The following is a 24,707-nucleotide window of genomic DNA, read 5'->3' as shown; positions in this document are numbered from 1 at the left end:
CGTGAATCGACGGCGTATGGCAGGACACGCGGGTGATCTGGCCCTAGCCAGAGGTGCTCACCTGGATCAGCGCGTGTGTGCCGCTGGTGCGCCAGCGCTGGTCCTCCGCCGTGACCAGGTCCGCCTCGACACGGCCGTCGAGGCCGGTGATCACGTCGGACTTCAGGGTGCGCAGGGCGGCCACCGGGCCGGGGAAGTACGCGGTGACGTCCGGGAACGGCGTGGTCGGCGCCCAGAGCCGGTCGCCCACCAGGCGGCGGTAGTTGAGGTCGCCCTTGACGAGGGTGAGGGTGGCCGAGGCGAACTCGGCGCGCAGATCGCCGGGCATGTCCGCGTAGGGCAGCGGGGCGCTGGAGAAGGGGTGGGCGCGCAGGGCGAGGCGACCGTCGGCCAGGGCGGACCACAACTGCCGTCCGTACGCGGCGGCCGCTCCCCCGGCGGCGGTGAGCCGGCGCAGCGCGTCGACGACGTCGGCGGTCGTGGCGTCGGAGACGTAGTAGGGGTACGGCTTGACGTGCAGGACGGCCTGTCCGATGCGGCCGCTCGCCAGGAGGTGGGCGACGAGGAGCAGGTCGGGGACGAGTTCGCGGCCCGCGTTGTCCGCGACCAGGCACAGGGTGCCCGGGCTTCGGCCCGCGGTGTCGAGCAGTGACCAGAGCAGGTCGCTGTCGTCGGTCACGAGGCCGGGGGCGGCGTCCGCGCCCCGGGCGCCTTCGGCGGAGAGGCGGAAGCCGAGGTCGGCGCGGTTGCCCCACAGGGAGCCGTGCAGCAGGGCCTGTTCCTGTTCGGCGGCGGGCCGGCCGGTGAGGTCGTCGAGCGCGGCCAGCTCCTCGTCGGTCTCGGCGGAGTCGAGTTCGGCCAGCTTGAAGGGGCGGAAGGGGTCGATGCCCTGCCAGGGGCCGGGGCCGAAGTAGCCGACGGCCTGGAGCAGTCGGCGGTAGAACCAGCTCTCGGCCCACAGCCACGGCACGTCGAACCAGGACCGGCCGGCGTAGGCGCGCATCCCCCAGCTCTCCCAGTGGTCCCGGTCGTGCGCGTCGGCGGGGAGCGGTTCGATCTCGCCCTCGGTGCAGTTGGCCAGCAGCTCGTCGAGCGCGCGGTGCTGCGCGGGTTCGTACGGGAAGGCCTCGCGGACCTGGCGGATGATCGCGGGGTGCCGCTCGGCCAGCACGCTGTGGGGGAAGGAGCCCGGCCGGTTGCCGAGGAGCACGGGCGCGGAAGGGGTGTCGGGCATGTGCCTCACCGTAACGGGCGCGCCCCTCACCCCAACGGGAGCGCCCCCGGTCACACCGGCGCGATCTCCCGCTCCAGGCGGGCCGCCAGGCTGAGGTAGCGGGCGCGGCGGGTCACCGGGACCAGCCCGCGGATGAGTATGTTCCACATCTCGGCCGTCCGGCGGGGCTGGCGGGCGACGGGCTCGCGGGAGCGGCCCACGACCCGGGTGCCGACGAAGAAGCAGACCAGCGAGTGGGCCACGACGTCGATGTCGATGTCCGGGTGGACGTCGGACTCCTTGACCGCGCCGACGAGCCGGGCCGTGACGATGTCCAGCCACTCCGTGAACGGATGGCTCAGCGGCGGCCGGGGCCGGATGCCGCCGGTGGCGAGCCGCAGGCCGGCCCGCAGCACCGGGTCCTCGACGGACATGCGGGTGATGCCGAAGGTGAGGCGCATCAGCGCCTCCAGGGACGTGTGGCCGCGGTTGTCCGTCTCCGTCGCCAGCCGACGGGCCGTATGCGACTGGAGTTCGAGGATCGCGTGGGCGAGATCCTCCTTCGCCGCGAAGTGGAAGTAGAGGGCGCCCTTGGTGACCTGGGCGTGCTCCACGATGTCGCTGAGACTGGTCGATTCGTAGCCGCGACGGTCGAACAGGTCAGCGGCGGCCGTGATGATCGTCGAGCGGGTCTGCTCGGCTCGCAACTGCCTCGCCATCGACTGAACTCTCCCGGGACAGAAATGAACGGGTCATGCCGTTTGTTTTTACCCCCCGTACACGATAACTCACCCTCAGACGGCGCTCACCACACCAGTGTGCCGGAGTGCGGGTGCACATCCGGCAAAACAAGCGCAACTGGTGAAAGAAAACAGCGCGTTCGGTATCTAACTTGGGGGTTGTAGGGGCAGACGTGAAGGCGGGCCGGCCGGTGCCCCATCCGCACCGGCCGGCCCGCCCGTTCGCGGCCTGCCCCGTTCAGCGTTCCCGAGGGAGGATCAGACGACTCGGAAAGTCGTCAGAAGGTCAGCTTCCAGCTGTTGAGCGTTCCCGTGTCCTGCGCCGCGGTGTCCTGGACGCGCAGCTTCCAGGTGCCGTTGGCGACCTCGCTCGAGGCGTTCACGGTGTAGGTGGTGTTCACGTTGTCGGCGGAGTCCGACGCGGCCGACTTCAGACGGTACGCCGAACCGTCCGGCGCGACCAGGTCGATGACGAGGTCACCGCGGTAGGTGTGGGTGATGTCCACGCCGACCTGGAGGGCCGAGGGGGCGTTGCCCGTGCGGCCGGTGACGCTGATCGGCGACTCGATCGCGGCGCCGTTGTCCGGGATGGCCACGGCGGTGGTGCTGGTGAAGGTCGTGCCGGTGGACGAACCGCCCTTGACGGCCTGGACCGTCTTGGCGGCGTCCGCGAGGCCGGCGCCGCAGCCGCCGGAGCAGGTGCCGGGCAGCGGACGGGCGTTGGCCTTGATGGCCGACTCGATCTGCGCCGGGGTGAGGGCCGAGTTGGCCGACTTCATCAGGGCGGCGAGGCCCGCGACGTGCGGGGTGGCCATGCTGGTGCCCTGGTAGTAGGCGTAGTTCTCGGTCGACGGCGTCTTCGTGCCGGAGTTCAGCGTGGAGAGGATGCCGTTGGCCGTGGTGGTGCGGGTCTCGCCGCCGGGGGCCGCGATGTCGACGACCGAGCCGTAGTTGGAGTACGAGGCGCGGCTGCCGGCGCGGTTGGTGGCGGCGACGGTGATGACGTTGTTGCAGTTCGCCGGGGACGAGCTGGAGGCGTTGGTGTTCTCGTTGCCGGCCGCGACGACGACCGAGGTGCCGCGGTTCACGGCGCCGTTGATGGCGCTCTGGGTGGCGGTGGAGCAGGCGCCGCCCCCGCCGAGGCTCATGTTGATGACCTTGGCGACGTTGGTGTTGGCGGGCACGCCGGAGACGGTGCCGCCGGACGCCCAGGTGATGGCGTCGATGATGTCCGAGTCGTAGCCGCCGCACTTGCCGAGGACGCGGACCGGGGAGATCTTCGCGCCGTAGGCGATGCCTGCGACGCCCTTGCCGTTGTTGGTGGCGGCGGCGATCGTGCCGGCCACGTGGGTGCCGTGCCAGGAGGAGTTGGACGCCGGGATGCCCGCGCCGCACTCGCCCGCGTTGTACCAGTCGCCCGGGTCGGCCGGGTTGCTGTCGCGGCCGTTGCCGTCGACGGAGACGGCCGTGTCGGAGATGAAGTCGTAGCCGCCGACGATGTTCGCCGCCAGGTCGGAGTGGGCGACGTAGCCGGTGTCGATGACGGCGACGGTGACGCCGGTGCCGGTGGTGGTGTCCCAGGCGGCCGGGACGTTCATGCCGGCGGTGGACTCGAACAGGTCCCACTGCTTGCTGTACTCGGTGTCGTTCGGGGTGACGGCCGTCGGCTTGTTCAGACGGTCCGGAACGACGTAGGCGACCTGCGGGTCGGCCTGGTACGCGGCCACCACGTCGGCGACGGACGCCCGGCTGGGGTCGGCGCCCAGTTCGACGAGGGCGGCACCGGTGCCGAGGCGGCGCTGGAAGTCGACGTCCTCGCCGGTCTTCTCGGCCTTGGCCGCGGCGTCGGCGGCGGCGGCCTTGTTGGACTTGGCCTCGGTGGCGCCCGACTTGTAGCCGACGATGAGCCGCTCGGCCGTGGTGCCGGGGGCGGCCTCGGTCTGCGCGGCCGGGACGGCGGCGGGACTGGGCGCGGACTCCTGGGCGACGGCGACCGAGGCGGGTGCGGCGGTCAGCAGGGCGACGGAGACGGCGGCGACGGATATCAGCTTCCGTCTGAGCTCTGGGGAGGTACGCACGGTCGTTGCCTTTCGTGGCCGGACTCCGGGCTGGGCGGAGCGGCGGTGGAGTCGCTTCGTCGTCGAAGCGGAGGGGGGTGGTTCGAAAAGCGAAGAGCGACGCGATGGCCGGCCAGGCGCGAGTGGGGAGCGGACCGTTCGGGGTTACCTGTGGGTCAGCTGTGGTCGAACGATAGGCAAAGGGAAGGTCATCGGGATACGGGGGAAACCCTCGATCCGGCCGGTGTCCCACCCTCTATGGCGGGGGCGCCGGGCGTGAATGGCCCCTTTTCGAACGGGTCGCGGCGAGGTGAACGCGCCGGGCCGGTTTCCCGTACTGCATGACCGACTGCCCCCATCCCGGCCGAGGAGACGCAGAGGCATGCCCCGTACGACCGCACACCGCACCGCGTTCGCGGCCGCCCTCGTGACTCCGCTGCTGCTGCCGCTGTGGGCGGCGGCCCCGGCGGGGGCGCACGGCGCGCCGACGGATCCGGTGAGCCGGGTGGTGGCCTGCTCCCCGGAGGGCGGTGACCGCGCCGGCTCGGCGGCGTGCCGCGCGGCCGTCGCCGCGAACGGCGCGCCCTTCACGGCGTGGGACAACCTGCGGGTGGCGAACGTGGCCGGCCGGGACCGGCAGACGATCCCCGACGGCAAGCTGTGCAGCGGCGGCCTGCCCGCCTACCGGGGCCTCGACCTCGCCCGCGCCGACTGGCCGGCGACCGCGGTGACGCCCGGCGCGACGCTGACCCTGCGGTACGTCTCGACGATCCCGCACAAGGGCACGTTCCGGATGTACCTGACGAAGCCGGGATACGACCCGGCCGGACCGCTGTCCTGGGCCGACCTGCCCGAGAAGCCGTTCGCGGAGGTGACGGACCCGGTGTTGACGGACGGCGCGTACCGCATGGAGGCGACCCTGCCGTCCGACCGCGCCGGGCGGCACGTGCTGTACACGGTCTGGCGGAACAGCAGCACGCCGGACACCTATTACTCGTGTTCGGACGTGGTGTTCCCGGACACGGAGGACGAGGAGAAGAGGGAGAAGGGGGAGAAGGAGGCGGCGGCGCAGAAGGAGGAGCCGTCGCAGAAGGAGGAGAAGGAAAAGGAGGAGAAGGAGGAGGCGGAGGGGGTGGCTGTCCCTCCGTCGCCGCTGGCCTCCGCGCCCGGCCGTCCGGCCTCCGGTCCGTCCACGCCCATGCTGGCGGGCGGCGCCGCGACGGTGCTGGTGCTCACCGGCGGCGCCGCCCTGGCCGTCCGTCTGCGACGGCGTTGATCTACCCCTCCGGGGCGGTCAGTTGACGTGGACGGCGACGCCGCCCTTCGTCACCGGGGCGTACTTGGCGGTGAAGAAGGCGTTGCTGAAGCACAGCGACGAACCGGACACCTTGGTGAACTGCTGGTTGGTGAAGGAGATGCTGTTGTCGGCGTTGCTGGCCGTGCCGGTGAGGCCGGGGGCCTGGTAGACGCAGGTGATCGTGCCGAGCAGGGTGCGCAGCTTGACCGTGGACTGGACGGTGGAGCCGGCGGCCGGGGTCACGGAGACCGTGCCGTCGGAGGACACGCTCGTGGTGTAGGGCAGGTTGTCGACGGTGATGCCGCTGACGCCGAGGACGCCCACGACGTTGGCGGTGCAGCCGCTGGTGTCGAAGCTGTGCGAGGTGAGGGACTCGGTGGCGGTGCCGGGCGCGGCCGGGTTGTCGGTGACGGTGGCGGCGAACGCCGACTTGGTGCAGGAGATGCCGCTGGTGCCGGTCGCGCTGGAGTAGAAGGTGGCGGCGGTGCCGCTCGCCAGGGACGCGTCGAGGACGTCGCCGACCGCGACGGCCGCGCCGTCGGCGGTGGTCAGGACGGGGGTGTCGGCCGCCGAGGCGGGGGCGGCGAGGCCCAGGGCGGCCACGGTGGCGGCGAGAGCGACGAGGGTGCGCGTGCGCATGCGGGTGTACCTCTTCTCTGAAGCGGGGGGTGAGGGTGGCGGACGCGCGTCGGCGTCCGCCGTTGCCGGCCCGTCACGCCTTCTCCGTACGTGACGGGCCGGCAACGGCAGGCCGGTGACCGGCCGGAGGCAGGCACGGGGGCAGGCCTCCGGCCGGGCCGGGCGGGGGGTGGCTGACGGCACGGGTTCCGTGCCCTGGAAGGGGACGCGGGCGAGAGAAAGCCCGTGCGGACGCAGCGGATTACGGGGGGCCCGTGCGGGACGGGCGGTCCGGGACACGCGGACGGTGCCGCGCGGCGGATCCGGCGCCACGGATCCGGTGGAACGAGGAGAGTTGTAGACCTCGGCGTCCGTCAACGTCAATAGTCCGCAAGGGAGTTGTGCGCGCGGTGAGCCTTCCGGGTGGCGGCGAGTCACATGCGGCGCACAATCGACACTCTTTGTTCACACTTCTCTTGACCCTTCATGTAACCCCCGGTAACTTCCTGGACGGCTACTGCGGCGTAGCGAGAAAGCCCTTGCGACCACCGGGAGTTGTGAGGAGACGCACGCCCGCGGTCGGTGTCCGCGCCAGGGCAACGTGCCACCCCGATCCGCACTCATATGCACCTGGAGCAGACATGACCTCCTCCGCCGAGCACACCCCCGAAAGACCGGAAGGCCCCAACGCCACGGACGCCGGTGGCGTCCCCGCGCGGCGCGGGCGGGTCCGGGCGCGCCGCGCCGCGGTGATGGCGGTGCCGGCCGCCGCGGTCGCCGCGGGCCTCGCGGTCCTCACCGCCGAGGGGGCGCTGGGGGTGCAGTTCGCCATCTCCGGCATGCCGTTCACGGTCACCGCGACCGAGCTGAACGGCACCGGCTTCGCCCAGTTCGGCGGTCTGGACGAGATGGCCGAGGGCAGCCCGAACGCGGGTGACACCGGCGGTCAGGTGCTGGTCGTCACGTCCGTGATCAAGAACGCGACGCTCACCAAGCTGTGCCAGAGCGTGGACCTGGGCGGTACGAACCTGGTCATCCGGGCGGGAGAGGGCGCGCAGAAGGTCACGGCCAGCGATCTGACGACCGACTCGACCCAGCTGTCCGGCGACGCGGCGTTCAACAACATCGAGATCGGCAACGACGCCAGCACCCTCGACAAGGCCGGGCCGCTGGGCCGCGGCCCCAAGGGCGTCTTCAGCCAGCAGTCCGACACCGTGCACATCGCCAATCTGCGGCAGACCAACTACGCCACGACCGCCGGTGTGTTCAAGCTGCCCGGGCTGAAACTGGGCTTCAGCGGGTCGGGTTGCTGATGCCGCGCGGTCCGCGCGAGGGAGTCCGGCCCGCGTTCCGGCAGTGGCGGGCCGGCCGGCCGTTCTGGGGCGGGCTGCTGCTCGCCCTGGGCGGGGCCGAGATCCTGCTCACCCTGAAGGCGTCCCTGGACGTCATCCTGCACGTCGGCATGCAGGGCCTGGCCGGCTATCTGCTCCCCGCCGTGATGCTGCTGTGCGGGCTGCTGGTCCTCTTCAACCCCGCCCAGCGCCTGTTCTACTCGGTCATCGGGGTGCTGGTCTCCCTGGGCACCTGGCTGACCTCCAACCTGGGCGGCTTCTTCGTCGGCCTGCTCCTGGGCGTGGTCGGCAGCTGCCTGACCTTCGGCTGGCTCCCGGACCAGGAGCCGCGCGTCAGCCGCCGACAGCGCCGGAAGGCGGCCCGGGCGGCGAAGGCCGCGCCCCTGGCGCCGCAGGCCGCGACCCCCGCGCCACAGCCCTAGGCCGTGTCCGCATCGACGGGCGCCGCGGACCGGGCCTGCCCCCCGGGTGCCGTGTCCGCGGCGCTCTCCTCCTTCAGCGCCCTGGCCTCGCTCTTGAGGATCCGCATCGAGCGGCCCAGCGAACGTGCCGTGTCCGGCAGTTTCTTCGAGCCGAACAGGACGATCACGACGATCGCCAGGATCAGCAGGTGCCAGGGCTCCAGTCCGTTGCGCAGCACGTGATGCTCTCCCTCGTCTCGACAGTTGCTACATTGCGCAACTGTACAACCCCCGGGCGAGAGGCGAGCAGACGCCGATGACGGTGACCAGCAACCGCAGGACACAACCGCCGCGGCACCGGAACGGGGGTGCGGGCCGGGGCAGCCGGGCCGCACCCCGCGACCGGAGGCGCCGCCGCGGTCGCCGCAGCGGCGTGCGCACCGCGCTGCTGGTCTGCCTGGCGCTGCTGGTGCTCGTCGCGGGCGGCGCCGGCTGGCTGTACCTGAAGCTGGACGGCGACATCAGCACGTTCGACTCCGGCGGCCTGTCCGACAACCGCCCCGAGGCCGGCTCGTCGACCGGCGAGAACGTCCTGGTGATCGGCTCCGACACCCGCACCGGCGGCAACGAGGCCCTCGGCGGCGGCGACAAGGACGACGTCGGCCGCTCCGACACGGCGTTCCTGCTCCACGTCTACGCGGACCACCGGCACGCGATCGCCGTCTCCATCCCCCGCGACACCCTGGTCACCATCCCGCCCTGCCGGCTGCCCGACGGCAGTTGGACCAAGGCCCAGCCGGACACCATGTTCAACGCGGCGTACTCGGTCGGCCAGACCGCCAAGGGCAACCCCGCCTGCACCCAGAACACGGTCGAGCAGCTCACCGGGCTGCGCGTCGACCACACCGTCGTCGTCGACTTCAAGGGCTTCGCCCGGCTGACGGACGTGGTGGGCGGAGTGAAGGTGTGCCTGCCGCAGGACGTCTACGAGAACGACCTCAACCCGCACCTCACGGCTCCGGGCAAGCTGCTGTTCCACAAGGGCGAGCAGACGGTGTCGGGCCAGAAGGCCCTGGACTACGTGCGGATCCGGCACGGCATCGGCGACGGGTCCGACATCGGCCGGATCAAGCGCCAGCAGGCGTTCGTGGCGAGCCTGCTGAAGGAGATGAAGAGCAAGGGCCTCACCCCGACGAACCTGCTGCCGCTGGCCGAGGCCGCCACGCAGTCGCTCACCGTCGACCCCGGCCTCGGCTCCGCCGACAAGCTGATCTCCTTCGCGATGTCCCTGAAGGACATCGACCTGCACAACACCAAGTTCGTCACCGTCCCCTGGCGCTACGAGGGGTCCCGGGTGGCGCTCGTGCAGCCGGACGCCGACGCGCTGTGGGCCGCGCTGCGGGCCGACCGCACCATCGACGGCAAGAACGCCGGCGGGAAGAAAACCGGATCGGCCGGTTCCAGCACGCCTTCCGCCTCTCCCGGGCCGGTCTCCGGCGACGGCATCGACGTCGCCGTCTACAACGGCACGTCGGTCCCGGGCCTGGCCGCCCGTGCCGCCGCCGCCCTCGCCGCGGACGGCTTCACCGTCACGGGGACGGCGACGGCGTCCACCCAGGACCACACCACCACGCTGGTCGAGTACGGCCCCGGCCTGGAGGACGAGGCCCGGACCGTGGCACGGGCCTTCCCCGGCGCCGAGCTCCAGTCGGTGACCGGCAGCGGGGTCAGCGTCGTCCTGGGCCAGAACTACGCCGACACCCCGGCGGCCGGCGCGCCGGCGTCCCCCACCCCGACCGCCGTACCGTCCGAGGTCGCCGACGGGGCCCGGTCCGCGGCCGACAACCCCTGCTCGAACCTCACCTACGGCTGACGCCGCCGGTAGGCGGCCCGGGCCCCGGCCAGGGCCAGGGCGTACAGCCCCGGGACCACCGCCAGCAGCAGGTAGTACGCGGCGGGCAGGGCCGTCATGCCGAGGGCCGCGCCGAGGGGGCTCGGCGGGAGCAGCAGTCCGGCGACGGCGAGCCCGGCCGCCGCCAGGGCGACCGGGCCCGGCGCGCGGCTGCCCCCGGCGCGCGGGCCGGTGCGCAGCAGCAGCATCACCACGGCCTGGGTGAGCAGGTTCTCGGTGAACCAGGCGGAGTGGAACACGGCCTCGTCGTCGACGGCGTCGGGGCCGTGCAGCGCGAGGGCGAGGACGGCGAAGGTGGCGAGGTCGGCGACCGCGTTGAGCACGCCGAAGGCGGTGACGAACTTCAGGAAGGAACGCGGCCGCAGCCCGGCCGGGCCGCGCAGCGCCGCCGTGCCGGGACGGTCGTGGGCGAAGGCGAGCTGGGCCGCGTCGAAGCACAGGTTCTGCGCGAGGACCTGGGCCGGGAGCATCGGCAGGAAGGGCAGCAGCAGGCCCGCGGCGAGCATGGCGACGACGTTGCCCAGGTTCGAGGAGAGCGTGACGCGCAGGTAGGAGGCGATGTTGCCGCTCGCGTGCCGGCCGGAGGTGATCGCGTGGCCGATCGCCGTGAGGTCCTTCTCGGCGAGCACGACGTCGGCGCTGTCCCGTGCCACGCCGACGGCGGAGCGGGGCGCGATGCCCACGTCGGCCGTACGCAGCGCGGCCACGTCGTTCACGCCGTCGCCGAGGAAGCCGACGGTGTGCCCGGCGGCGCGCAGGGCGGCGACCACCCGGGCCTTGTCCTCCGGGGTGCAGCGGGCGACGACGGTCGCCGCGCCGGCGTCGTCCAGCTGTCCGGCGGTGCGTACCTCGCCCGGGTCCAGGCCCAGTTCCCGGCAGGCCCGGGCCGCCGTGGCCGGGTGGTCGCCGGTGAGGACCTTCACGGTGACGCCCCGGTCGGCGAGGCCGCGCAGGGCCTCGGCGGCGGTCGGGGCGAGGGCGTCCCGGAAGGCCACCAGGCCCCGGAAGGCGAGCCCGCGGGGGTCGGCCGGAGCGCCCGGGCCGGCGGGGCGGTCGGCCGTGGCGACGGCGAGCACCCGCAGCCCGGCGTCCGCCTCCCGGGCGGCGAGCGACAGCAGCCGGTCGTGCTCGCCGGGCCGCCTCGCGCAGCGCTCCAGGACGGCCTCGACGGCACCCGTGACGACGACGGTGTGCCGCCCCAGGCCGCCTCGGACCACCGCCGTGGAGATCCGCCGTACGGGGTCGAACGGCACGGCGTCCACCCCGTCGTACTCCTCGCCCACCGGCCCGGCCGCCTCCAGCAGGGCCTCGTCGAGGGCGTCCGGCGTGGGCAGTTCGGCGAGCTGGAGGGTCCACCAGGAGCCGACGGCGGCCCAGCGCAGCACCTCCGGGTCGTCCCGGCCGGCCGGGTCCAGGGACCGTTCGACGACCGGCCGGTCCTGGGTGAGGGTGCCGGTCTTGTCGACGCACAGCACGTCGACGGCGCCCAGGTCGTGCAGCGCGGGCAGCCGCTTGACGATCACGCCCTGGGTGCGGGCGAGGAGGGCGGCGCCCCGGGCCAGGCACGTCGTGACGATCACGGGCAGCATCTCGGGCGTCAGCCCGACGGCGACCGCGACGGCGAAGGGCAGTGTCTCCAGGCCGCGGTCGCGCAGCGTGGCGTTGGCCATGAGCACCAGTGGCGGCGTCAGCAGCATGAACCGGATCAGCACCCAGGAGATCCCGTGCACGGACCGGTCGAAGGCCGCGCCCTCCCGGCGCGCGTCCGGCACCCGGTGGGCGGCGGCGAAGCGGGTCCCGGCGCCGGTCGCGACGACGACGGCGGTGGCGCTGCCGGAGGCGACGGTGCTGCCCTGGAAGCAGAGGTGCGACTCGTCGGCGGCACCGGAGTCGGCCGCGGTCTTCCCCACCGGCGCCGACTCCCCCGTCAGGGCGCCCTGGTGCACGGTGAGCCCGCGCGACCGGAGCAGGCGGACGTCGGCCGGGACGAGGTCGCCGGGGCCGAGGCGGAGGACGTCGCCGGGGACCAGTTCCGCGACCGGCACCTCCCGGGGTTCCGGCGGATCCGCCGCGTCGGCGCGGCGCAGCACCGTGGCGGTGCCGGCGACCAGTTCCCGCAGCCCGGCCAGGGACCGGTCGGCGGCGTGCTCCCCGCTCGCGCGCAGCACGCAGCTGACCGCGACCAGGGCGAGGATCACGACGGCGGTGCCCCAGGAGGCGACGGCGGCGGAGACCAGGCCCAGGCAGAGCAGGACGGCGGTGAAGGGGTCGCGCAGGGCCCGGACGCACCGGCGGGGCCAGCTCGGCGTCCGCTCCTGGGGCAGGGTGTTCTCGCCGCAGGCGGCCAGCCGGGACGCGGCGTCCGTGTCGGTCAGCCCGCGCGGGCCCGACTCCAGCCGCCGCAGCACCCCCAGGGTGGTCTCAGAGGCCATGGAGGCGGCGGGGCGCGGGTGCGGCGCGGTCGGTGAGCCGGCCGACCAGGAGCCGTACGACGTCGACGACGTCCGGGTCGTCGACGTAGTACACCTGCCGGCGGCCTTCGCGGCGGGAGCGGACGAGCCCGGCCAGCTTCAGCTTGGTGAGGTGCTGGCTGACCGCGGGCAGCGCGCCGCCGACGCGCTCCGCGAGCCCGGTGACGTCGCTCTCGCCCTGGGCCAGCGCCCAGACGATGTGCAGCCGGGCGGGCGAGGCCAGCAGCCCGAAGGCCGCGGCCGCCTGGGCGAGCACGTCGGCGGACGGGTCCTCGAAGCCACTGCCGGCTGCCGTCACCGTCGCCGCCCTCCTGTCACCGCGCCCTGCCGTCCCGTGAGCCGCACCAGTCTAGACGCGGCCTTGCGGAGCCCTCCTCGGTCAGCCGCACAGGTGGCGTCCGAACCGCACGGACGGTATGGAAAGCGCAGGCCAGACCGTCCGTGACGAGGACGTCGCGAGGTACGGGGCGGTGCCGCGCAAGCCGTAAGCGGAACCCCGCTGTTCGACCGGTCGGACAGATCATCACGATGCGGCAGCATCAACTCACGGCAAGTGGCCGCTCACTTGACGACCAGTGGTCACACACGGTTGGCTCCGGGCCAGCGAGAGTCATCCGGCCGGCGCCCACCCCGCGACCCGCCCGCACTCTCCTCCTGCTCTTGCTCGGCCGCACAGCGAGGTCCGCCCCTCATGAACACTCCTCCCCCGCCGCACGCCTCCGGGAGACTCGCCCGTCTCGCGGCCCTGGCGTCCGCCGTGTGCCTGCTCGTGTCCGGCTGCTCCTTCCTCGGCACGGCCGGGGACGACGCGGACCCGGCCGGCGCGTCCGGCGCCGGGATGAAGGTCGCCCTGATCACGCACGGCGGCAAGGGCGACGCGTTCTGGGACCTGGTGCGCCGGGGCGCCGAGGCGGCGGCCGCGAAGGACGGCATCGACCTGACGTACGCCGGCGACGCCGACCCGCTCGCGCAGGCCGATCTGGTGCGGGACGCCGTCCGCGACAAGGTCGACGGCATCGCGGTGACGCTGGCCAAGCCGGCGGCGATGCGCGGCCCGGTCGCCCAGGCCAAGGCGGCCGGCATACCCGTCGTCGGGCTCAACTCCGGTATCGACGCCTGGCGGCCGACCGGGCTCCTGGAGTACTTCGGGCAGGACGAGTCCGTCGCGGGCCGGGCCGTCGGCGACAAGCTGGACGGCCTGAGGGCCCAGCACGCCCTGTGCGTGGTGCACGAGCGGGGCAACGTGGCGCTGGAGGCCCGCTGCGCCGGAGTGCGCAAGACGTTCCGCGGCGACACCGACAACCTGTACGTGGACGGCAGCGACATGAACGCGGTGACCGCCACGATCGCGTCCCGGCTGCGGCAGGACTCGAGCATCGACGAGGTCGTCACCCTGGGCGCCCAGTACGGGCTCAGCGCCGTCGAGGCGGTCCGGCAGGCGGGCAGCAGGGCGAAGGTCGCCACCTTCGACCTCGACAAGGGCGTGGTCGAGGCGGTCCGGCGCGGCGAGGTGCAGTTCGCCGTGGACCAGCAGCCGTATCTGCAGGGCTATCTCGCGGTGGACGCCCTGTGGCTGTACCGGACCAACGGCAACATCAGCGGCGGCGGGGTGTCGCCGGTGCTCACCGGTCCGGCGTTCGTGACCCGGTCGAACGTGTCCGCGGTGGCGCGGTTCGCCGCCGCGGGGACCCGGTGACCGGGCCTTTCCTGTGATGGTGTCGCCAAAGATTCGGTCAGGCCCGGCCCGTACGTCCACTTGTACGGATAACATCCTGCGCATCCCATGTGCCGTGCCCGGCACGCCACCACCCCCGCACCCGTCCCCCAGCCCTCACGACCGTTCCGCTTTCCCGTTCCTCGCTCCCCGCTGATCGCCCTAGGACGACGATGTCTCGACGGACAGGTGCCCGGCGCCGTCTCGGTTCCATACGGCTCTCCCTGGTCCTCCTGGCCCTGGTGCCCAGCGTCACCCTCGCCGCGATGTGGGGCGTGACGACGATCCAGATGTTCTCGGAGGGCCTCAGGCTGCGTGACCAGACGGAGCTCAGCCGGTCGACCGGTGCCATGGGCACCGACGCCACGCTCGCGCTGCAGCGGGAGCGCAGCCTGTCGGCGGCCTGGCTGGCCTCGCCGCACGGCTCCCGGGCCGCGCTCGACGCGCAGCGCGAGGAGACCGACAAGGCCGTCGCGAAGCTGGTCGGACAGGCGGACGCGATCGAGAAGGCGCCCTCGCGCATCTCCGACCGGCTGTACTCGGTGCTGGGCTCGGTGGGCAGCCTGGAGTACTACCGGGACCAGGTCGACGACCCCACCGACATCACCCCGCAGCAGGCGCTGGACCAGTACTCCTCGATCGTCGACGACCAGATCCACGCCTTCCAGGAGCTCTCCCAGGTCGACGACGGCGACCTCACCTCGCAGGCCGGCCCGCTCGTCGCGCTGGAGCACGCGGCGGAGCTGGTCTCCCGGGAGGACGCCCAACTCACCCTGGCCTGGCCGTCGGGGCATCTGGACGACGCGGCCTGGGTGCAGTTCGCGGAACTGGTGAACACGCGGCGCTGGCTGGTCCAGGACCAGGTCGTGCCGCAGCTGACGGGCAGCGCCAAGACGCAGACCGAGCGCATCCTGGCGAGCCGGGAGTGGCAGACGCTGCAGTCCGTCGAGGACAAGGTGCTGGCGGCCCGCAACTCCAGTGCCGACCCGGACAAGATCGCCCTGCCGGACGCGCAGAAGCGGTGGAACGCCGCCATGGACCAGCTGTCCGAGCAGTACGCGGGCCTCATTCAGCAGCAGACGACGGCACTGCTCGAACGCAGCGCCGACAAGGCCGACGCCCTGCTGCTCAAGGCGGCACTGCTGAGCGCCGGCGGGCTGCTCGCGCTGCTGCTGTGCGTCGGCATGTCCTGGCGGATCACCCGCTCGCTGTCCCGGCGGCTGCGCGGCCTGCGCCGGGCCGCCGTCAGCCTCGCGCAGGAGCGGCTGCCCGACGTGGTGGCGCGGCTGGAGCGCGGCGAGACGGTCGACCCGGAGTCGGCGACGACCCCGCTGGACTACGGGCACGACGAACTCGGGCAGGTGGCCCAGGCGTTCAACACCGCCCAGCGCACGGCCGTGCACACCGCGGTCGAACTCGCCGACACCCGGCGCGGCTTCCAGAAGATCATCCTGGGCATAGCGCGGCAGAGCCAGAACCTGGTCAACCTCCAGCTGAGCAAGCTCGACACGCTGGAGCGCGAGCACACCGACCCGGACATCCTCAAGGGCCTGTACGAACTGGACTCCACGGCCAGCCAGTTGCGCCGCTACGAGGAGAACCTCGTCATCGTCAGCGGCGAACGGCCCGGCCGCAGCTGGACCGAGCCGGTCGCGCTGATCGACATCCTGCGCGGCGCGGTCGGCGAGGTCGCCGAGTACCAGCGGGTGGAGGTGCACACCGAGGAGGAGGTGTACGTCGCCCCGCCCGCGGTGGCCGACGTCATCCACCTGCTGGCCGAACTCATCGACAACGCGACCGCCTACTCGCCCGCCCCGAGCCCCGTCACCGTGCGGGCCGGGATGGTGGCCAAGGGCCTGGCCGTCGAGGTCGAGGACCGGGGCCTGGGGATGTCGGAGGAGGACTACGCGTCCTTCAACGAACAGCTGGCGGTGCCCCCGCAGTTCGACGTGGTGGCGCTCGCCGACGACCTGCGCCTCGGCATGTTCGTGATCGCCCAGCTGGCCCACCGGCACGGCATCACCGTCACCCTGCGCGCGTCGCCGTACGGCGGGACCACGGCGATCGTGCTGATCCCGCACGAGATCGTGGTCCGGGAGGTCCCGGACACCAGTGCGCCCGAGGCGCGGAACACGGAACCCATGACAGACACCGACGCCCCGCGGGGCACGGCCGTCGCAGGGAACGCCGAAGCCGCGGAGGGCGGCCCGGCGTCCGCCCGCGAGCCCCGGCCGCTCGTCACGGCCCGCACGGCCCCCGCCGCCGCGCCCGCCGCCCGCACGGTCATCCCCCGCCGCGACGGCCTCGCCCCGCTCCCCCGCCGGGTGCCGCAGACCAGCCTGGTGGAGGAGCTGCGCGAGGAGGCCGCGCCCGCGGGCGACGACGGCTCCCTCGACGACTTCACCGCGGAAGCCGCCGCCTCCTCCCTGGCCGGCTTCCAGCGGGGCACGCTCCGGGCCCGTGACGACGACGCCGAACCGCCGTCCGGTCAGGAGACGCCCGCACCACCCCGGCAGGCCGCCGCCGATCCGGTCCCCTCGACTCCGCCCGCCGACCGCTGACGAAGGACACCGCAATGACACGCCCCATCCCCGCCACGCACACCCAGCTCGACCAGCTGCTGACCGGACTCGTGGAGCGGGTCGCCGACGTGAACCAGGCCGTGGTGCTCTCCGAGGACGGCCTGGTGGTCAGCAAGTCCACCGGGTTCCTGCGCGACGACGCCGAGCGGCTCGCGGCGACCGCGTCCGGGCTGATGAGCCTCAGCAAGGGCGTCAGCATGGACTTCCGGGGCGGTCCGGTGCGCCAGGCGCTCATCGAGATGGCCAACAGCTACCTGATCCTGACCTCCGCCGGTCCGGGCGCCCATCTGGTCGTGCTGACCGGGCCGGGCGCGGACGTGGGCGTGGTCGCGTACCAGATGAACATGCTGGTGAAGAAGATCGGCGAGCACCTCAGCGCGGCACCGCGGGGTGTGGCCGGACCCGCCGTCGACCCCGGCGTGTGAGGTGGGCGGAGGCGATTCGGCGGGTCGGCTCGTACGGCCGTTCGCGCTGACCGGTGGCCGGACCCGGCCCAGCCGTGCGGACTTCACGCTCATCGCGACGGTGACCGCGGTCGATCCGCCGCCCGACACGGCGGCCCGGCCGCAGCCCGAGCACAACCGGATCCTCCGGCTGTGCGCCGAGCCGGTCGCGGTGGCGGAGCTGGCCGCCCGGCTCGACCTTCCGGTCAGCGTGGTCGTCATCCTGCTCTGCGACCTGCTGGAGGCGGGCCGGATCACCGTCCGCCCGCCGCGCCCCGTCTCCCGTACCGCTCCGGACCTGGACCTGCTGCAGAAAGTGAGGGACGGCCTTGGCCGGCTCTGACCCCGCCACTGACGCGCACACGGCACCCGACACGGTCAAGATCCTCATCGCCGGGGGCTTCGGCGTCGGCAAGACCACCCTGGTCGGGTCGGTCAGCGAGATCGTCCCGCTGCGCACCGAGGAACCCCTGACCATGGCCGGTCTGGGCGTCGACGACCTCGACGGCATCGAGGAGAAGCGGGCCACCACCGTGGCCCTGGACTTCGGCCGCATCACCATCAGCCAGGACCTGGTGCTCTACCTGTTCGGTACGCCGGGGCAGCAGCGGTTCTGGTTCATGTGGAACGACCTGGCCCTCGGCGCGCTCGGCGCGGTGGTCCTGGTCGACGTGCGCAGACCCGAGTCCAGCTTCGCCGCGATCGACTTCTTCGAGCGCCGGGGCATCCCGTTCGTCGTGGGCGTCAACGGCTTCCACGGCGAACACCCCTACCCGCCCGAGGACATCCGTGAGGCGCTCGCCGTGCCGGAGCACGTACAGGTGCTGCTGTGCGACGCGCGGGACCGGGAGTCGTGCCGGGACGTGCTGATCGCCCTGATCGACCAGTTGATCGCGTCGGCGGTGCAGGCCTGAGCCGAGGGCGTCAGCTCCCGGGCCGGTCGGTGTACGGCACGGGGCGGCCGGTGAACGCGTCCAGGACGACGCGGTCGCCGACCGGCCCGGCCAGCTTCACCGTCATCTCCTCGCCGCGCAGTTCACTCGTGCAGGGACCGTCCTCGACGCCCGTCACGGCGGCGGACAGCACGACGCTGCCGTCCGTCTCCAGCACGTCCACGACGGGGCCGTCGTCGCAGGAGCCGTGGTGGGCCAGCACGGTGACGGACCGGCCGTCGGCGGCGACCTCGGTCAGGCCGCCGAGCGGCGCCAGCACGTCGGTGGGCACGTTCTGCCCGAGCGGCCGGATCGGCGGCTTCGGGAGCTCGGACGGGCTCACCGCGGCGCGTGCGAGGGGACTGTCGTAGCCCTCCAGGGTGAACAGCCAGGCGGGGACGGTCGCCGGGCCGCGGCTGGTGGCCACGGTCATCTCGCCCAGCTTCGCCCCTGTCACGGTCAGGCGCGGTCCGGGGCTGTCGGCGGTGTCCAGGGTCTCGTAGACCTGCTCGGCGTCCATGAGCGGCATCGTGAGGGAGCCTCCGCTCCGCCAGGTCACTCGTCCGCTCCCGCCCGGCGCGGCGGGGAGCTTCCCCCGCAGGTCGAAGTTGCCGATGTCGTAGGCGCGCCGGTCGGCGTCGTCGCGCGGGACGCCGTTCCCGGGCAAGTGGACGACCGGCCCCATGGGGTGGTAGCCCGCGCGCCACCGCGCGGCCGCCGGGGAGCCGTCCCAGGCCTCGGCGACCTGCTGGGCACGGTCGTCGGAGCGCGGGGTGCGGTCGTCGGAGCGCGGCGTGCGCGGGTCCGGTTGCGTGCCGCCGGTCTCCGCCGCGCCGCACCCCGCGGCGGCACCGGCCGCGGCGGCGGACAGGGCGAGGACGAGGAGGAGGCGGGCCGTGCGGGTCATGTCGGTGCGCATGACGCTCCCAGGGGTTCGCGGTGACCGGGGATGGTTCCGTCCCTGTGACGCCCCACCCCCGGCCCGCGTTCGGTCCCCTCGGGATCCGGCCGGGCCCGTTACCGCATCGTGACGGGCGGCGCGGTCAGGCCAGACCCGCCTGCTTCAGCCACGCCTTGGCCACGTCCAGCGGGTCCTTCTTCTCCAACTGCACCTGCGCGTCCAGCTCCAGGAGCGTCTTCGTGTCCAGCTTGGCGGAGACGGCGTCGAGCGCGTCGGCGCCTTCCTTCGGCAGGCCGTCCTTGTGGACCAGCGGGGTCACGTTGGCGAACCCGAAGAGGTTCTCCGGGTCCTTCAGGACGACGAACTTCTCCTTCACGATGGTCGGGTCCGTGGTGAAGATGTCCGCGGCCTGCACGGTGTTCCGGGTCAGCGCCGCCTGGGTCAGCGGGCCGCCCGCGTCGAGCGCCTTAAAGGACTTGAACTCCAGGCCGTACACGGACTTCAGGCCCTCCAGGCCCTGGTGCCGGGTCTGGAACTCGGGCGAACCGCCGATCACCAGGTCCGGCGCGGCGTCCTTGAGGTCCGCGAGGGTGGAGGAGGACGTCAGCTTGTACTTCTTCGCGGTCTGGGCGTTGACGGTGACCGAGTCCTTGTCCTCGGCGGGCGAGGACTGCAGCAGCGTCAGGTTCTTGTCCAGCTTGGCCTTGACGGCCTCGTTGACCGCCTCGGCGGACTTCTGCTCGGCCTTGGGGTCCAGGTAGGCCAGCAGCGAGCCGTTGTACTCCGGCAGCACGGTGACGGAGCCGTTCTTCATCAGGCCGTACGTCGTCTCGCGGCTGCCGATGTTGTGCTTGTAGGTGACCTTGATGCCCTTGGCCTTGAGGGCCTCCCCGTAGATGTCGGCGAGCAGGGTGCTCTCGGCGAAGTTGTTGGAGCCGACGACGACGGTGCCGGCCTTCGCCTTCTCGCCCGCCAGGGGGTTGTCGGAGGTGTCGCCGGACGAACAGCCCGCGAGCAGCGCCGCCGCGGCGGTGAGCGCGACGGCCGCCGCGCCGGTGTGCCTCGTCCTGGACCAGCTGCTCTTCGCGGTAGAAGTCATCCACCGATCCAATCCAGCCGCTTTACGGTCAGTCAAGGGCGGCCTGGTCACGGTTTCTTACAGACCTGCCCGGGTGGTCTCAGCGTCGGCGCACGCCCGGTGACACGGCCAGGCGGCCCGCCGCCCAGAACACCGCGAGGGTGACGAGCGCCAGGACGGCGACCAGGGTGGCGCCGCCGACGACCTTCTCGTAGTCGCGCTGGTAGAGCCCGTCGACGATGTACCGGCCGAGGCCGCCGAGGCTGACGTACGCGGCGATGGTGGCCGTCGACACGATCTGGATGGCCGCGGAGCGCAGGCCGCTCAGGATCAGCGGCAGGGCGACGGGCAGTTCGACCTGGAACAGGATCCGCGATTCGCGCATGCCCATGCCGCGGGCGGCGTCCACCGGGGACGGGTCGACGGAGCGGACCGCCTCGTAGGTGGTCACCAGGATCGGCGGGACGGCGAGGATGACCAGCGGGATCATGACCGGCAGCAGGCCGAAGCCCATCATGATGACGATCAGCACCAGCAGGCCGAAGCTGGGCAGCGCGCGGGCGGCGGTGGCGATGAAGGCGAGGGCGTTGCCGCCCCGCCCGGTGTGCCCGGTCAGCAGCCCGACGGGCAGGCCGATCGCGGCGGCGAGGGCCAGCGCCAGAGCGGAGTACTGGACGTGTTCGAGGAGGCGTTGGGGGATGCCGTCGTAGCCGTGCCAGTGGGCGCTGTCGCTGAAGAAGGCGTGGACGAAGTTCAGTACGTTCACCGGATCACGTCCTCGGGCACGGGCCGTTGCCGCGCGGCCGTCCTCGGGCGCCTGCGGGTGCCGTTCGGCATCCAGGGGGTCAGCGCGACGCGGAGCAGGACCAGCAGGGCGTCGCAGAGGATCGCCAGGGCGGCCGTGGTGAGCACGGAGTTCACGGCCAGTTCGGGCCGGTCGTACTTCTGGGCGTCGGCGAGCAGGTTGCCGAGGGCGCCCTGGTTGCCGATCAGGGTGCCGACGCTGACGAGGGAGATGCTGGAGACGGTGGCGACCCTGAGCCCGGCGATGATGGCGGGCACGGCGATGGGCAACTGCACCTGGAGGTAGCGGCGTACGGGTCCGAAGCCCATGGCGGTGGCGGCGGCCAGGGTCTCCTGCGGCACGGACCGCACCCCGTCGACGATGGCCGGGACGAGCACCACGAGGCTGTACACGGCCAGCGGGATCATCACGGTCAGCTCGGTCTGGCCGGTGTAGTCGATGAGGACGACGAAGAACGCCAGCGAGGGCACGGCGTAGAGGATGGTGGTGGCGCCGAGCACGGGCGGGTACAGCCAGCGGAAGCGGACGCACAGCTGGGCGAGCGGCAGCGCGAGCAGCAGCCCGGCCAGGACCGGCAGCAGCGCCTCGCGCAGGTGCAGCCCGATCAGGCCGAGCCAGCTGTGCTGGAGGTCGCTCGGGATGTCGAAGAAGCCGTCGAGGAAGCCGTTCACGACGAGACCCTGGCCGCGTCGGCGTCGGCCCCGGCGGCGGCGTGGGCGCTGCGGATCGCCTCCCCGATGGTCTGCTGCGAGACCACTCCGGTCACCCGTCCGTCGGCGTCCACGGCGACGGCCCAGCCGGTCGGGGAGAGCACGGCGCAGTCGAGGGCGGCCCGCAGCGAGTCGGTGCCCGGCACGAACGGCCGCCCGTGGGGCAGGAGTCCGGCGGGCCGGATGGCGCCGGCCGTCAGGGCGCGGGGCGCGCCCCAGCCGAGCGGGCGGCCGTCCGCGTCGGTCACCAGGAGGTGGTCGGCGCCGGGGGCGGCGATCTGCTCGGCGGTGGCGTCGAGCGGGATCACCGGGGCGGTCGTCAACTCCAGCCGCGCGGACGGGAAGAACGACAGCCGCCGGATGCCGCGGTCGGCGCCGAGGAAGTCCTCGACGAAGGCGTCGGCGGGGGCGGCCAGCAGCTCGGCGGGCGGCGCGTACTGGGCGAGGTGCCCGCCGGTGCGCAGCACGGCGACCATCGTGCCGAGTTTGACCGCCTCGTCGATGTCGTGCGTGACGAAGACGATGGTCTTGCCCAACTCGTCCTGGATGCGCAGCAGTTCGTCCTGGAGTCCCTTGCGCACCACCGGGTCGACGGCGGAGAACGGCTCGTCCATGAGCAGCACCGGCGGGTCGGCGGCGAGCGCCCGGGCCACGCCGACGCGCTGCTGCTGGCCGCCGGAGAGCTGGTACGGGTACCGCTTGGCGAGCGCGGCGTCCAGACCCACCCGCTCCATCAGCTCGGCGGCCCGGGCGCGGGCCTTCTGCTTGCCCCAGCCGAGCATGCGGGGCACGGTGGCGATGTTGTCGACGATCGTGCGGTGCTGGAAGAGGCCGGCGTTCTGGATGACGTAACCCATGGAGCGGCGCAGGGTGGTGACGGGCTGTCGCTGGATGTCCTCACCGTCGAGGAGGATCGTTCCCTCGGTGGGTTCGACCATCCGGTTGATCATGCGCAGGGTGGTCGTCTTGCCGCAGCCCGACGGTCCGACGAGGACGGTGATCGAGCGGTCGGGTATCTCCAGCGAGAGCCGGTCGACCGCCACCGTGCCGTCCGGGTACCGCTTGGTGACTGATTCCATCCGTATCAAGACGCCGGAGCCCTTCGGTGTGGCGGAGACTTTTGGCCATGGTCGTACGGGCTGTCGCCGGTCGAGTCTAGAGGGCCGTCGTCACCCGTCCGCAGGGCCCACGCCGTTCCGGGGCAGGCACACGGTGAACACGGTCGAGCCCGGCTCGCTGTGCAGCTCGATGTGGCCGTCGTGGGCCCGGACCAGGGACTGGGCGACCGCCAGGCCCAGTCCGCTGCCGCCGCGGTCGCGGCTGCGGGCCTTGTCGACGCGGTAGAAGCGGTCGAAGACGCGGTCCCGGTCGTCGGGCGGGATGCCCGGGCCGGTGTCGGTGACCCGGACCTCGGCCGTGCCGGGCGTGACACGCACCTCGACGGACACCTTCGTACCGGCGGGGGTGTGCACGGCGGCGTTGGCCAGGAGGTTGTCGACGACCTGGCGGATGCGCAGCGGGTCCATCCGCAGCCGCACGGGACGCGGACCCGTCCGCACGGTCAGCGGATGGTCGGGGCGTCCGGCGCGGAAGGCGTCGGCGGCCTGGCCCACCAGGTCCGTCAGGTCGGCGTCCTCCAGCCGCAGCGGGGTCTCCACCTCGGCCGCGTCGAGCCGGGCGAGCAGCAGCAGGTCGTCGAGGAGGACACCCATCCGGGCGGCCTCGGCGCGCAGCCGGGCCAGGTGCCGTTCGCGTTCCTCGGGGGCGTTGGCGGCGGCGTACTGGAAGAGGTCGGCGTAGCCGCGCACCGACATCAGCGGGGTGCGCAGTTCGTGGGAGGCGTCGGCGACGAACCGGCGCAGCCGCTGCTCGGCCTCGGCGCGCACGGCGAGGGAGTCGTCGATGTGCTCCAGCATGGTGTTGAAGGCGGTCCGCAGCTCGTCCACCTCGGGCCCGCCGTCCCGGCCGTCGGCGCGCAGCGGGAGCCGGGCGGCCGACTCGGTCAGGTCGTGCGAGGCGATGCCGTGCGCGGTGGTCGCCATGTCGCTGAGCGGTTTCAGGCCGCGACGCAGCATCCGGCGGCCGAAGACGACCAGGGCGAGCAGCGCGAGCGCGAAGGTGACGACCTGGATGGTGATCAGCTGCCCGACCGTGTCCTCGATGTCCGCCATGGGCGCGGCGCTGACCAGGACCACCCCGGGCTCGACCTCGCAGGCGCGCAGCCGGTACGTGCCGGCGCCCCGGAGGTGCTCGGTGCGCAGCAGCTCGGTGTGCGCGGCGGTCTGCGCGGAGGCCAGGGCCGTGAAGTCGTCGACGTCCTTCGGCAGGTCGGCCGGGTCCTCGGGCCGGCGCAGCTCGGGCGGGCCGTCCTTGACGTCGTACACGGCGTAGAACCAGCTGTAGTACTTCTTGCCCGAGAGGGTGCCGTAGTCCGCGATGCTCTTGGACTGGGCGAGCTGGGCCTGGGCGAGCTGGGTGTCGAGCTGGGCCGACAGGTAGTCCCGCATGTACGTGGTCAGGGCGGTGCCGACCACGGCGAACACGACCAGCGCCAGGGCGCCGAGGCCCAGGGCCAGCCGGGTGCCCAGGCGCATCCTGCGGTAGGTCCGCCTCAGCCGGGCGATCACTCGGAGGCCTGCCGCAGCACGTACCCGAAGCCGCGCACGGTGTGGATCAGCGGGGCGGCGCCGTCGTCGGTCTCGTCGAGCTTGCGGCGCAGCCGGCTCACGACCAGCTCGACGACGTTGGAGCGGCCGCCGAAGCCGTACTCCCACACGTGGTCGAGGATCTGCGCCTTGGTGAGCACGGTGGGCGACTTGCGCATCAGGTAGCGCAGCACCTCGTACTCGGTCGGGGTCAGCGACAGCAGCCGCTCGCCGCGCCGCACCTCGCGGGTGTCCTCGTCCATGGTGAGGTCGCCGACCTGGAGCACGGACCGCTGGAAGGCGGGTCCGGCGCTGCGCCGCAGCACCGTCCGCAACCGGGCCATCAGCTCCTCCACGGCGAACGGCTTGACCAGGTAGTCGTCGCCGCCCCGGGTGAGGCCGGCGACCCGGTCGGCGACACCGTCCCGCGCGGTCAGGAACACCACCGGCACCATCGTGCCGGAGGCGCGCAGCCGGTCCAGGACGCCGAAGCCGTCCACGCCGGGCAGCATCAGGTCGAGCACCACGATGTCCGGGTGGAACTCGGCGGCCCGCCGCAGCGCGTCCTCGCCGGTGTACGCGGTGACCGCCTCCCAGCCCTCGTAGCGGGCGACGGTCGCGACGAGGTCGGCGATCGGCGGGTCGTCGTCGACGACGAGCAGTCGTACTTTTTCCACCCGCTCATAGTGCTTCACCTGTGCTGCCTCCCCTAGCCGTCCGGCCCTCCGCCGCGGGATCGATAAACACTTGAAAGTTGAGCGACAGTATTCCGACAGCTCCCCGAGGCCAAGCTCGGTATCCCAGGATCCGATCAAGGAGCTGCCGACCGTGACGAC

Annotated in this window: 23 protein-coding genes; 9 read left to right on the top strand and 14 right to left on the bottom strand. The window is 72.7% G+C overall.

Translation table 11 applies throughout. The features are described 5' to 3' along the window. Positions 1–43: 43 nt before the first annotated feature. The 3 genes from C1703_RS31205 to C1703_RS31195 form a co-directional block, all read right to left on the bottom strand. Positions 44–1,234, bottom strand: coding sequence for a damage-control phosphatase ARMT1 family protein (locus C1703_RS31205; protein WP_114255961.1), 1,191 nt, complete (start codon positions 1,232–1,234; stop codon positions 44–46). A 50-nt stretch (positions 1,235–1,284) separates the two neighbouring features. Further along, a complete protein-coding gene (locus C1703_RS31200; RefSeq protein WP_037759049.1) occupies positions 1,285–1,932 on the bottom strand; it encodes a ScbR family autoregulator-binding transcription factor in 648 nt (215 codons plus the stop codon). A 299-nt stretch (positions 1,933–2,231) separates the two neighbouring features. Next, positions 2,232–4,031: a S8 family serine peptidase gene (locus tag C1703_RS31195; protein ID WP_114255960.1), complete on the bottom strand. Its 1,800-nt coding sequence runs from the start codon at positions 4,029–4,031 to the stop codon at positions 2,232–2,234. Positions 4,032–4,392: 361 nt separating this feature from the next. On the opposite strand from C1703_RS31195, the gene C1703_RS31190 reads away from it, so the two are divergent. Beyond that, a complete protein-coding gene (locus C1703_RS31190; RefSeq protein WP_114255959.1) occupies positions 4,393–5,286 on the top strand; it encodes a lytic polysaccharide monooxygenase in 894 nt (297 codons plus the stop codon). A gap of 18 nt (positions 5,287–5,304) precedes the next feature. Here C1703_RS31190 and C1703_RS31185 read toward each other — a convergent pair whose 3' ends face one another. Next, on the bottom strand, positions 5,305–5,946 hold the full coding sequence (locus tag C1703_RS31185; RefSeq protein WP_114255958.1) for a Tat pathway signal sequence domain protein: 642 nt from the start codon (positions 5,944–5,946) through the stop codon (positions 5,305–5,307). A gap of 620 nt (positions 5,947–6,566) precedes the next feature. Here C1703_RS31185 and C1703_RS31180 point away from each other — a divergent pair. Beyond that, entirely contained in the window at positions 6,567–7,238 is a 672-nt protein-coding gene (locus C1703_RS31180) for a DUF6230 family protein (RefSeq protein WP_114255957.1), read from the top strand. Next, entirely contained in the window at positions 7,238–7,699 is a 462-nt protein-coding gene (locus C1703_RS31175; protein WP_114255956.1) for a DUF6114 domain-containing protein, read from the top strand. The genes C1703_RS31180 and C1703_RS31175 overlap by 1 nt, the downstream gene beginning before the upstream one ends. On the opposite strand, the gene tatA is transcribed toward C1703_RS31175, so the two are convergent. Continuing rightward, positions 7,696–7,917, bottom strand: a complete 222-nt coding sequence (gene tatA / locus C1703_RS31170; protein ID WP_114255955.1) for a Sec-independent protein translocase subunit TatA — start codon at positions 7,915–7,917, stop codon at positions 7,696–7,698. The genes C1703_RS31175 and tatA overlap by 4 nt on opposite strands. A 77-nt stretch (positions 7,918–7,994) precedes the next feature. Here tatA and C1703_RS31165 point away from each other — a divergent pair, with 77 nt between their 5' ends. Beyond that, a complete protein-coding gene (locus C1703_RS31165) occupies positions 7,995–9,551 on the top strand; it encodes an LCP family protein (protein WP_198678325.1) in 1,557 nt (518 codons plus the stop codon). Here C1703_RS31165 and mgtA read toward each other — a convergent pair. Both mgtA and C1703_RS31155 read right to left on the bottom strand, forming a co-directional pair. After that, positions 9,542–12,022 carry a magnesium-translocating P-type ATPase gene (mgtA, locus tag C1703_RS31160; RefSeq protein ID WP_114255953.1) on the bottom strand — a complete coding sequence of 827 codons (2,481 nt, stop codon included), beginning with the start codon at positions 12,020–12,022 and terminating at the stop codon, positions 9,542–9,544. The two genes, C1703_RS31165 and mgtA, sit on opposite strands and share 10 nt — an antisense overlap. After that, the gene (locus C1703_RS31155; protein ID WP_114255952.1) at positions 12,012–12,359 is read right to left on the bottom strand and encodes a metalloregulator ArsR/SmtB family transcription factor; all 348 of its coding nucleotides are present in this window, start codon (positions 12,357–12,359) and stop codon (positions 12,012–12,014) included. The genes mgtA and C1703_RS31155 overlap by 11 nt, the downstream gene beginning before the upstream one ends. Positions 12,360–12,752: 393 nt before the next feature. On the opposite strand from C1703_RS31155, the gene C1703_RS31150 reads away from it, so the two are divergent. From C1703_RS31150 to C1703_RS31130, 5 genes are all read left to right on the top strand, one after another. After that, complete coding sequence (locus C1703_RS31150) at positions 12,753–13,757, top strand: substrate-binding domain-containing protein (RefSeq protein ID WP_114255951.1); 1,005 nt, start codon at positions 12,753–12,755, stop codon at positions 13,755–13,757. A gap of 191 nt (positions 13,758–13,948) precedes the next feature. Next, positions 13,949–16,336, top strand: a complete 2,388-nt coding sequence (locus C1703_RS31145; RefSeq protein WP_114255950.1) for an ATP-binding protein — start codon at positions 13,949–13,951, stop codon at positions 16,334–16,336. Positions 16,337–16,350: 14 nt separating this feature from the next. Next, on the top strand, positions 16,351–16,782 hold the full coding sequence (locus C1703_RS31140) for a roadblock/LC7 domain-containing protein (RefSeq protein ID WP_114255949.1): 432 nt from the start codon (positions 16,351–16,353) through the stop codon (positions 16,780–16,782). Position 16,783: 1 nt separating this feature from the next. Next, on the top strand, positions 16,784–17,143 hold the full coding sequence (locus C1703_RS31135; protein WP_114257676.1) for a DUF742 domain-containing protein: 360 nt from the start codon (positions 16,784–16,786) through the stop codon (positions 17,141–17,143). Further along, positions 17,130–17,714 (top strand): ATP/GTP-binding protein, encoded by a 585-nt coding sequence (locus tag C1703_RS31130; protein WP_114255948.1) that lies wholly within the window; start codon positions 17,130–17,132, stop codon positions 17,712–17,714. Before C1703_RS31135 ends, C1703_RS31130 begins: the two co-directional genes overlap by 14 nt. A gap of 10 nt (positions 17,715–17,724) precedes the next feature. Here C1703_RS31130 and C1703_RS31125 read toward each other — a convergent pair whose 3' ends face one another. The 7 genes from C1703_RS31125 to C1703_RS31095 all read right to left on the bottom strand — a co-directional run bounded on the left by C1703_RS31125 (position 17,725) and on the right by C1703_RS31095 (position 24,548). Next, positions 17,725–18,651 carry a hypothetical protein gene (locus C1703_RS31125; protein WP_114255947.1) on the bottom strand — a complete coding sequence of 309 codons (927 nt, stop codon included), beginning with the start codon at positions 18,649–18,651 and terminating at the stop codon, positions 17,725–17,727. A 124-nt stretch (positions 18,652–18,775) separates the two neighbouring features. Continuing rightward, complete coding sequence (locus C1703_RS31120; RefSeq protein ID WP_114255946.1) at positions 18,776–19,732, bottom strand: ABC transporter substrate-binding protein; 957 nt, start codon at positions 19,730–19,732, stop codon at positions 18,776–18,778. 79 nt (positions 19,733–19,811) lie between these two features. Next, positions 19,812–20,477 (bottom strand): ABC transporter permease, encoded by a 666-nt coding sequence (locus C1703_RS31115; protein ID WP_114255945.1) that lies wholly within the window; start codon positions 20,475–20,477, stop codon positions 19,812–19,814. Further along, positions 20,474–21,187, bottom strand: a complete 714-nt coding sequence (locus tag C1703_RS31110; RefSeq protein WP_114255944.1) for an ABC transporter permease subunit — start codon at positions 21,185–21,187, stop codon at positions 20,474–20,476. Before C1703_RS31110 ends, C1703_RS31115 begins: the two co-directional genes overlap by 4 nt. Next, a complete protein-coding gene (locus tag C1703_RS31105) occupies positions 21,184–22,314 on the bottom strand; it encodes an ABC transporter ATP-binding protein (RefSeq protein ID WP_198678324.1) in 1,131 nt (376 codons plus the stop codon). Before C1703_RS31105 ends, C1703_RS31110 begins: the two co-directional genes overlap by 4 nt. Positions 22,315–22,395: 81 nt before the next feature. Then, positions 22,396–23,853: a HAMP domain-containing sensor histidine kinase gene (locus C1703_RS31100; RefSeq protein ID WP_114255942.1), complete on the bottom strand. Its 1,458-nt coding sequence runs from the start codon at positions 23,851–23,853 to the stop codon at positions 22,396–22,398. Beyond that, entirely contained in the window at positions 23,850–24,548 is a 699-nt protein-coding gene (locus C1703_RS31095) for a response regulator transcription factor (protein ID WP_114257675.1), read from the bottom strand. Before C1703_RS31095 ends, C1703_RS31100 begins: the two co-directional genes overlap by 4 nt. Between the last annotated feature and the right edge of the window lie 159 nt (positions 24,549–24,707).

Source organism: Streptomyces sp. Go-475, from assembly GCF_003330845.1.
Classification (GTDB): Bacteria; Actinomycetota; Actinomycetes; order Streptomycetales; family Streptomycetaceae; genus Streptomyces.
This window is presented reverse-complemented; position numbering and strand designations above follow the sequence as displayed.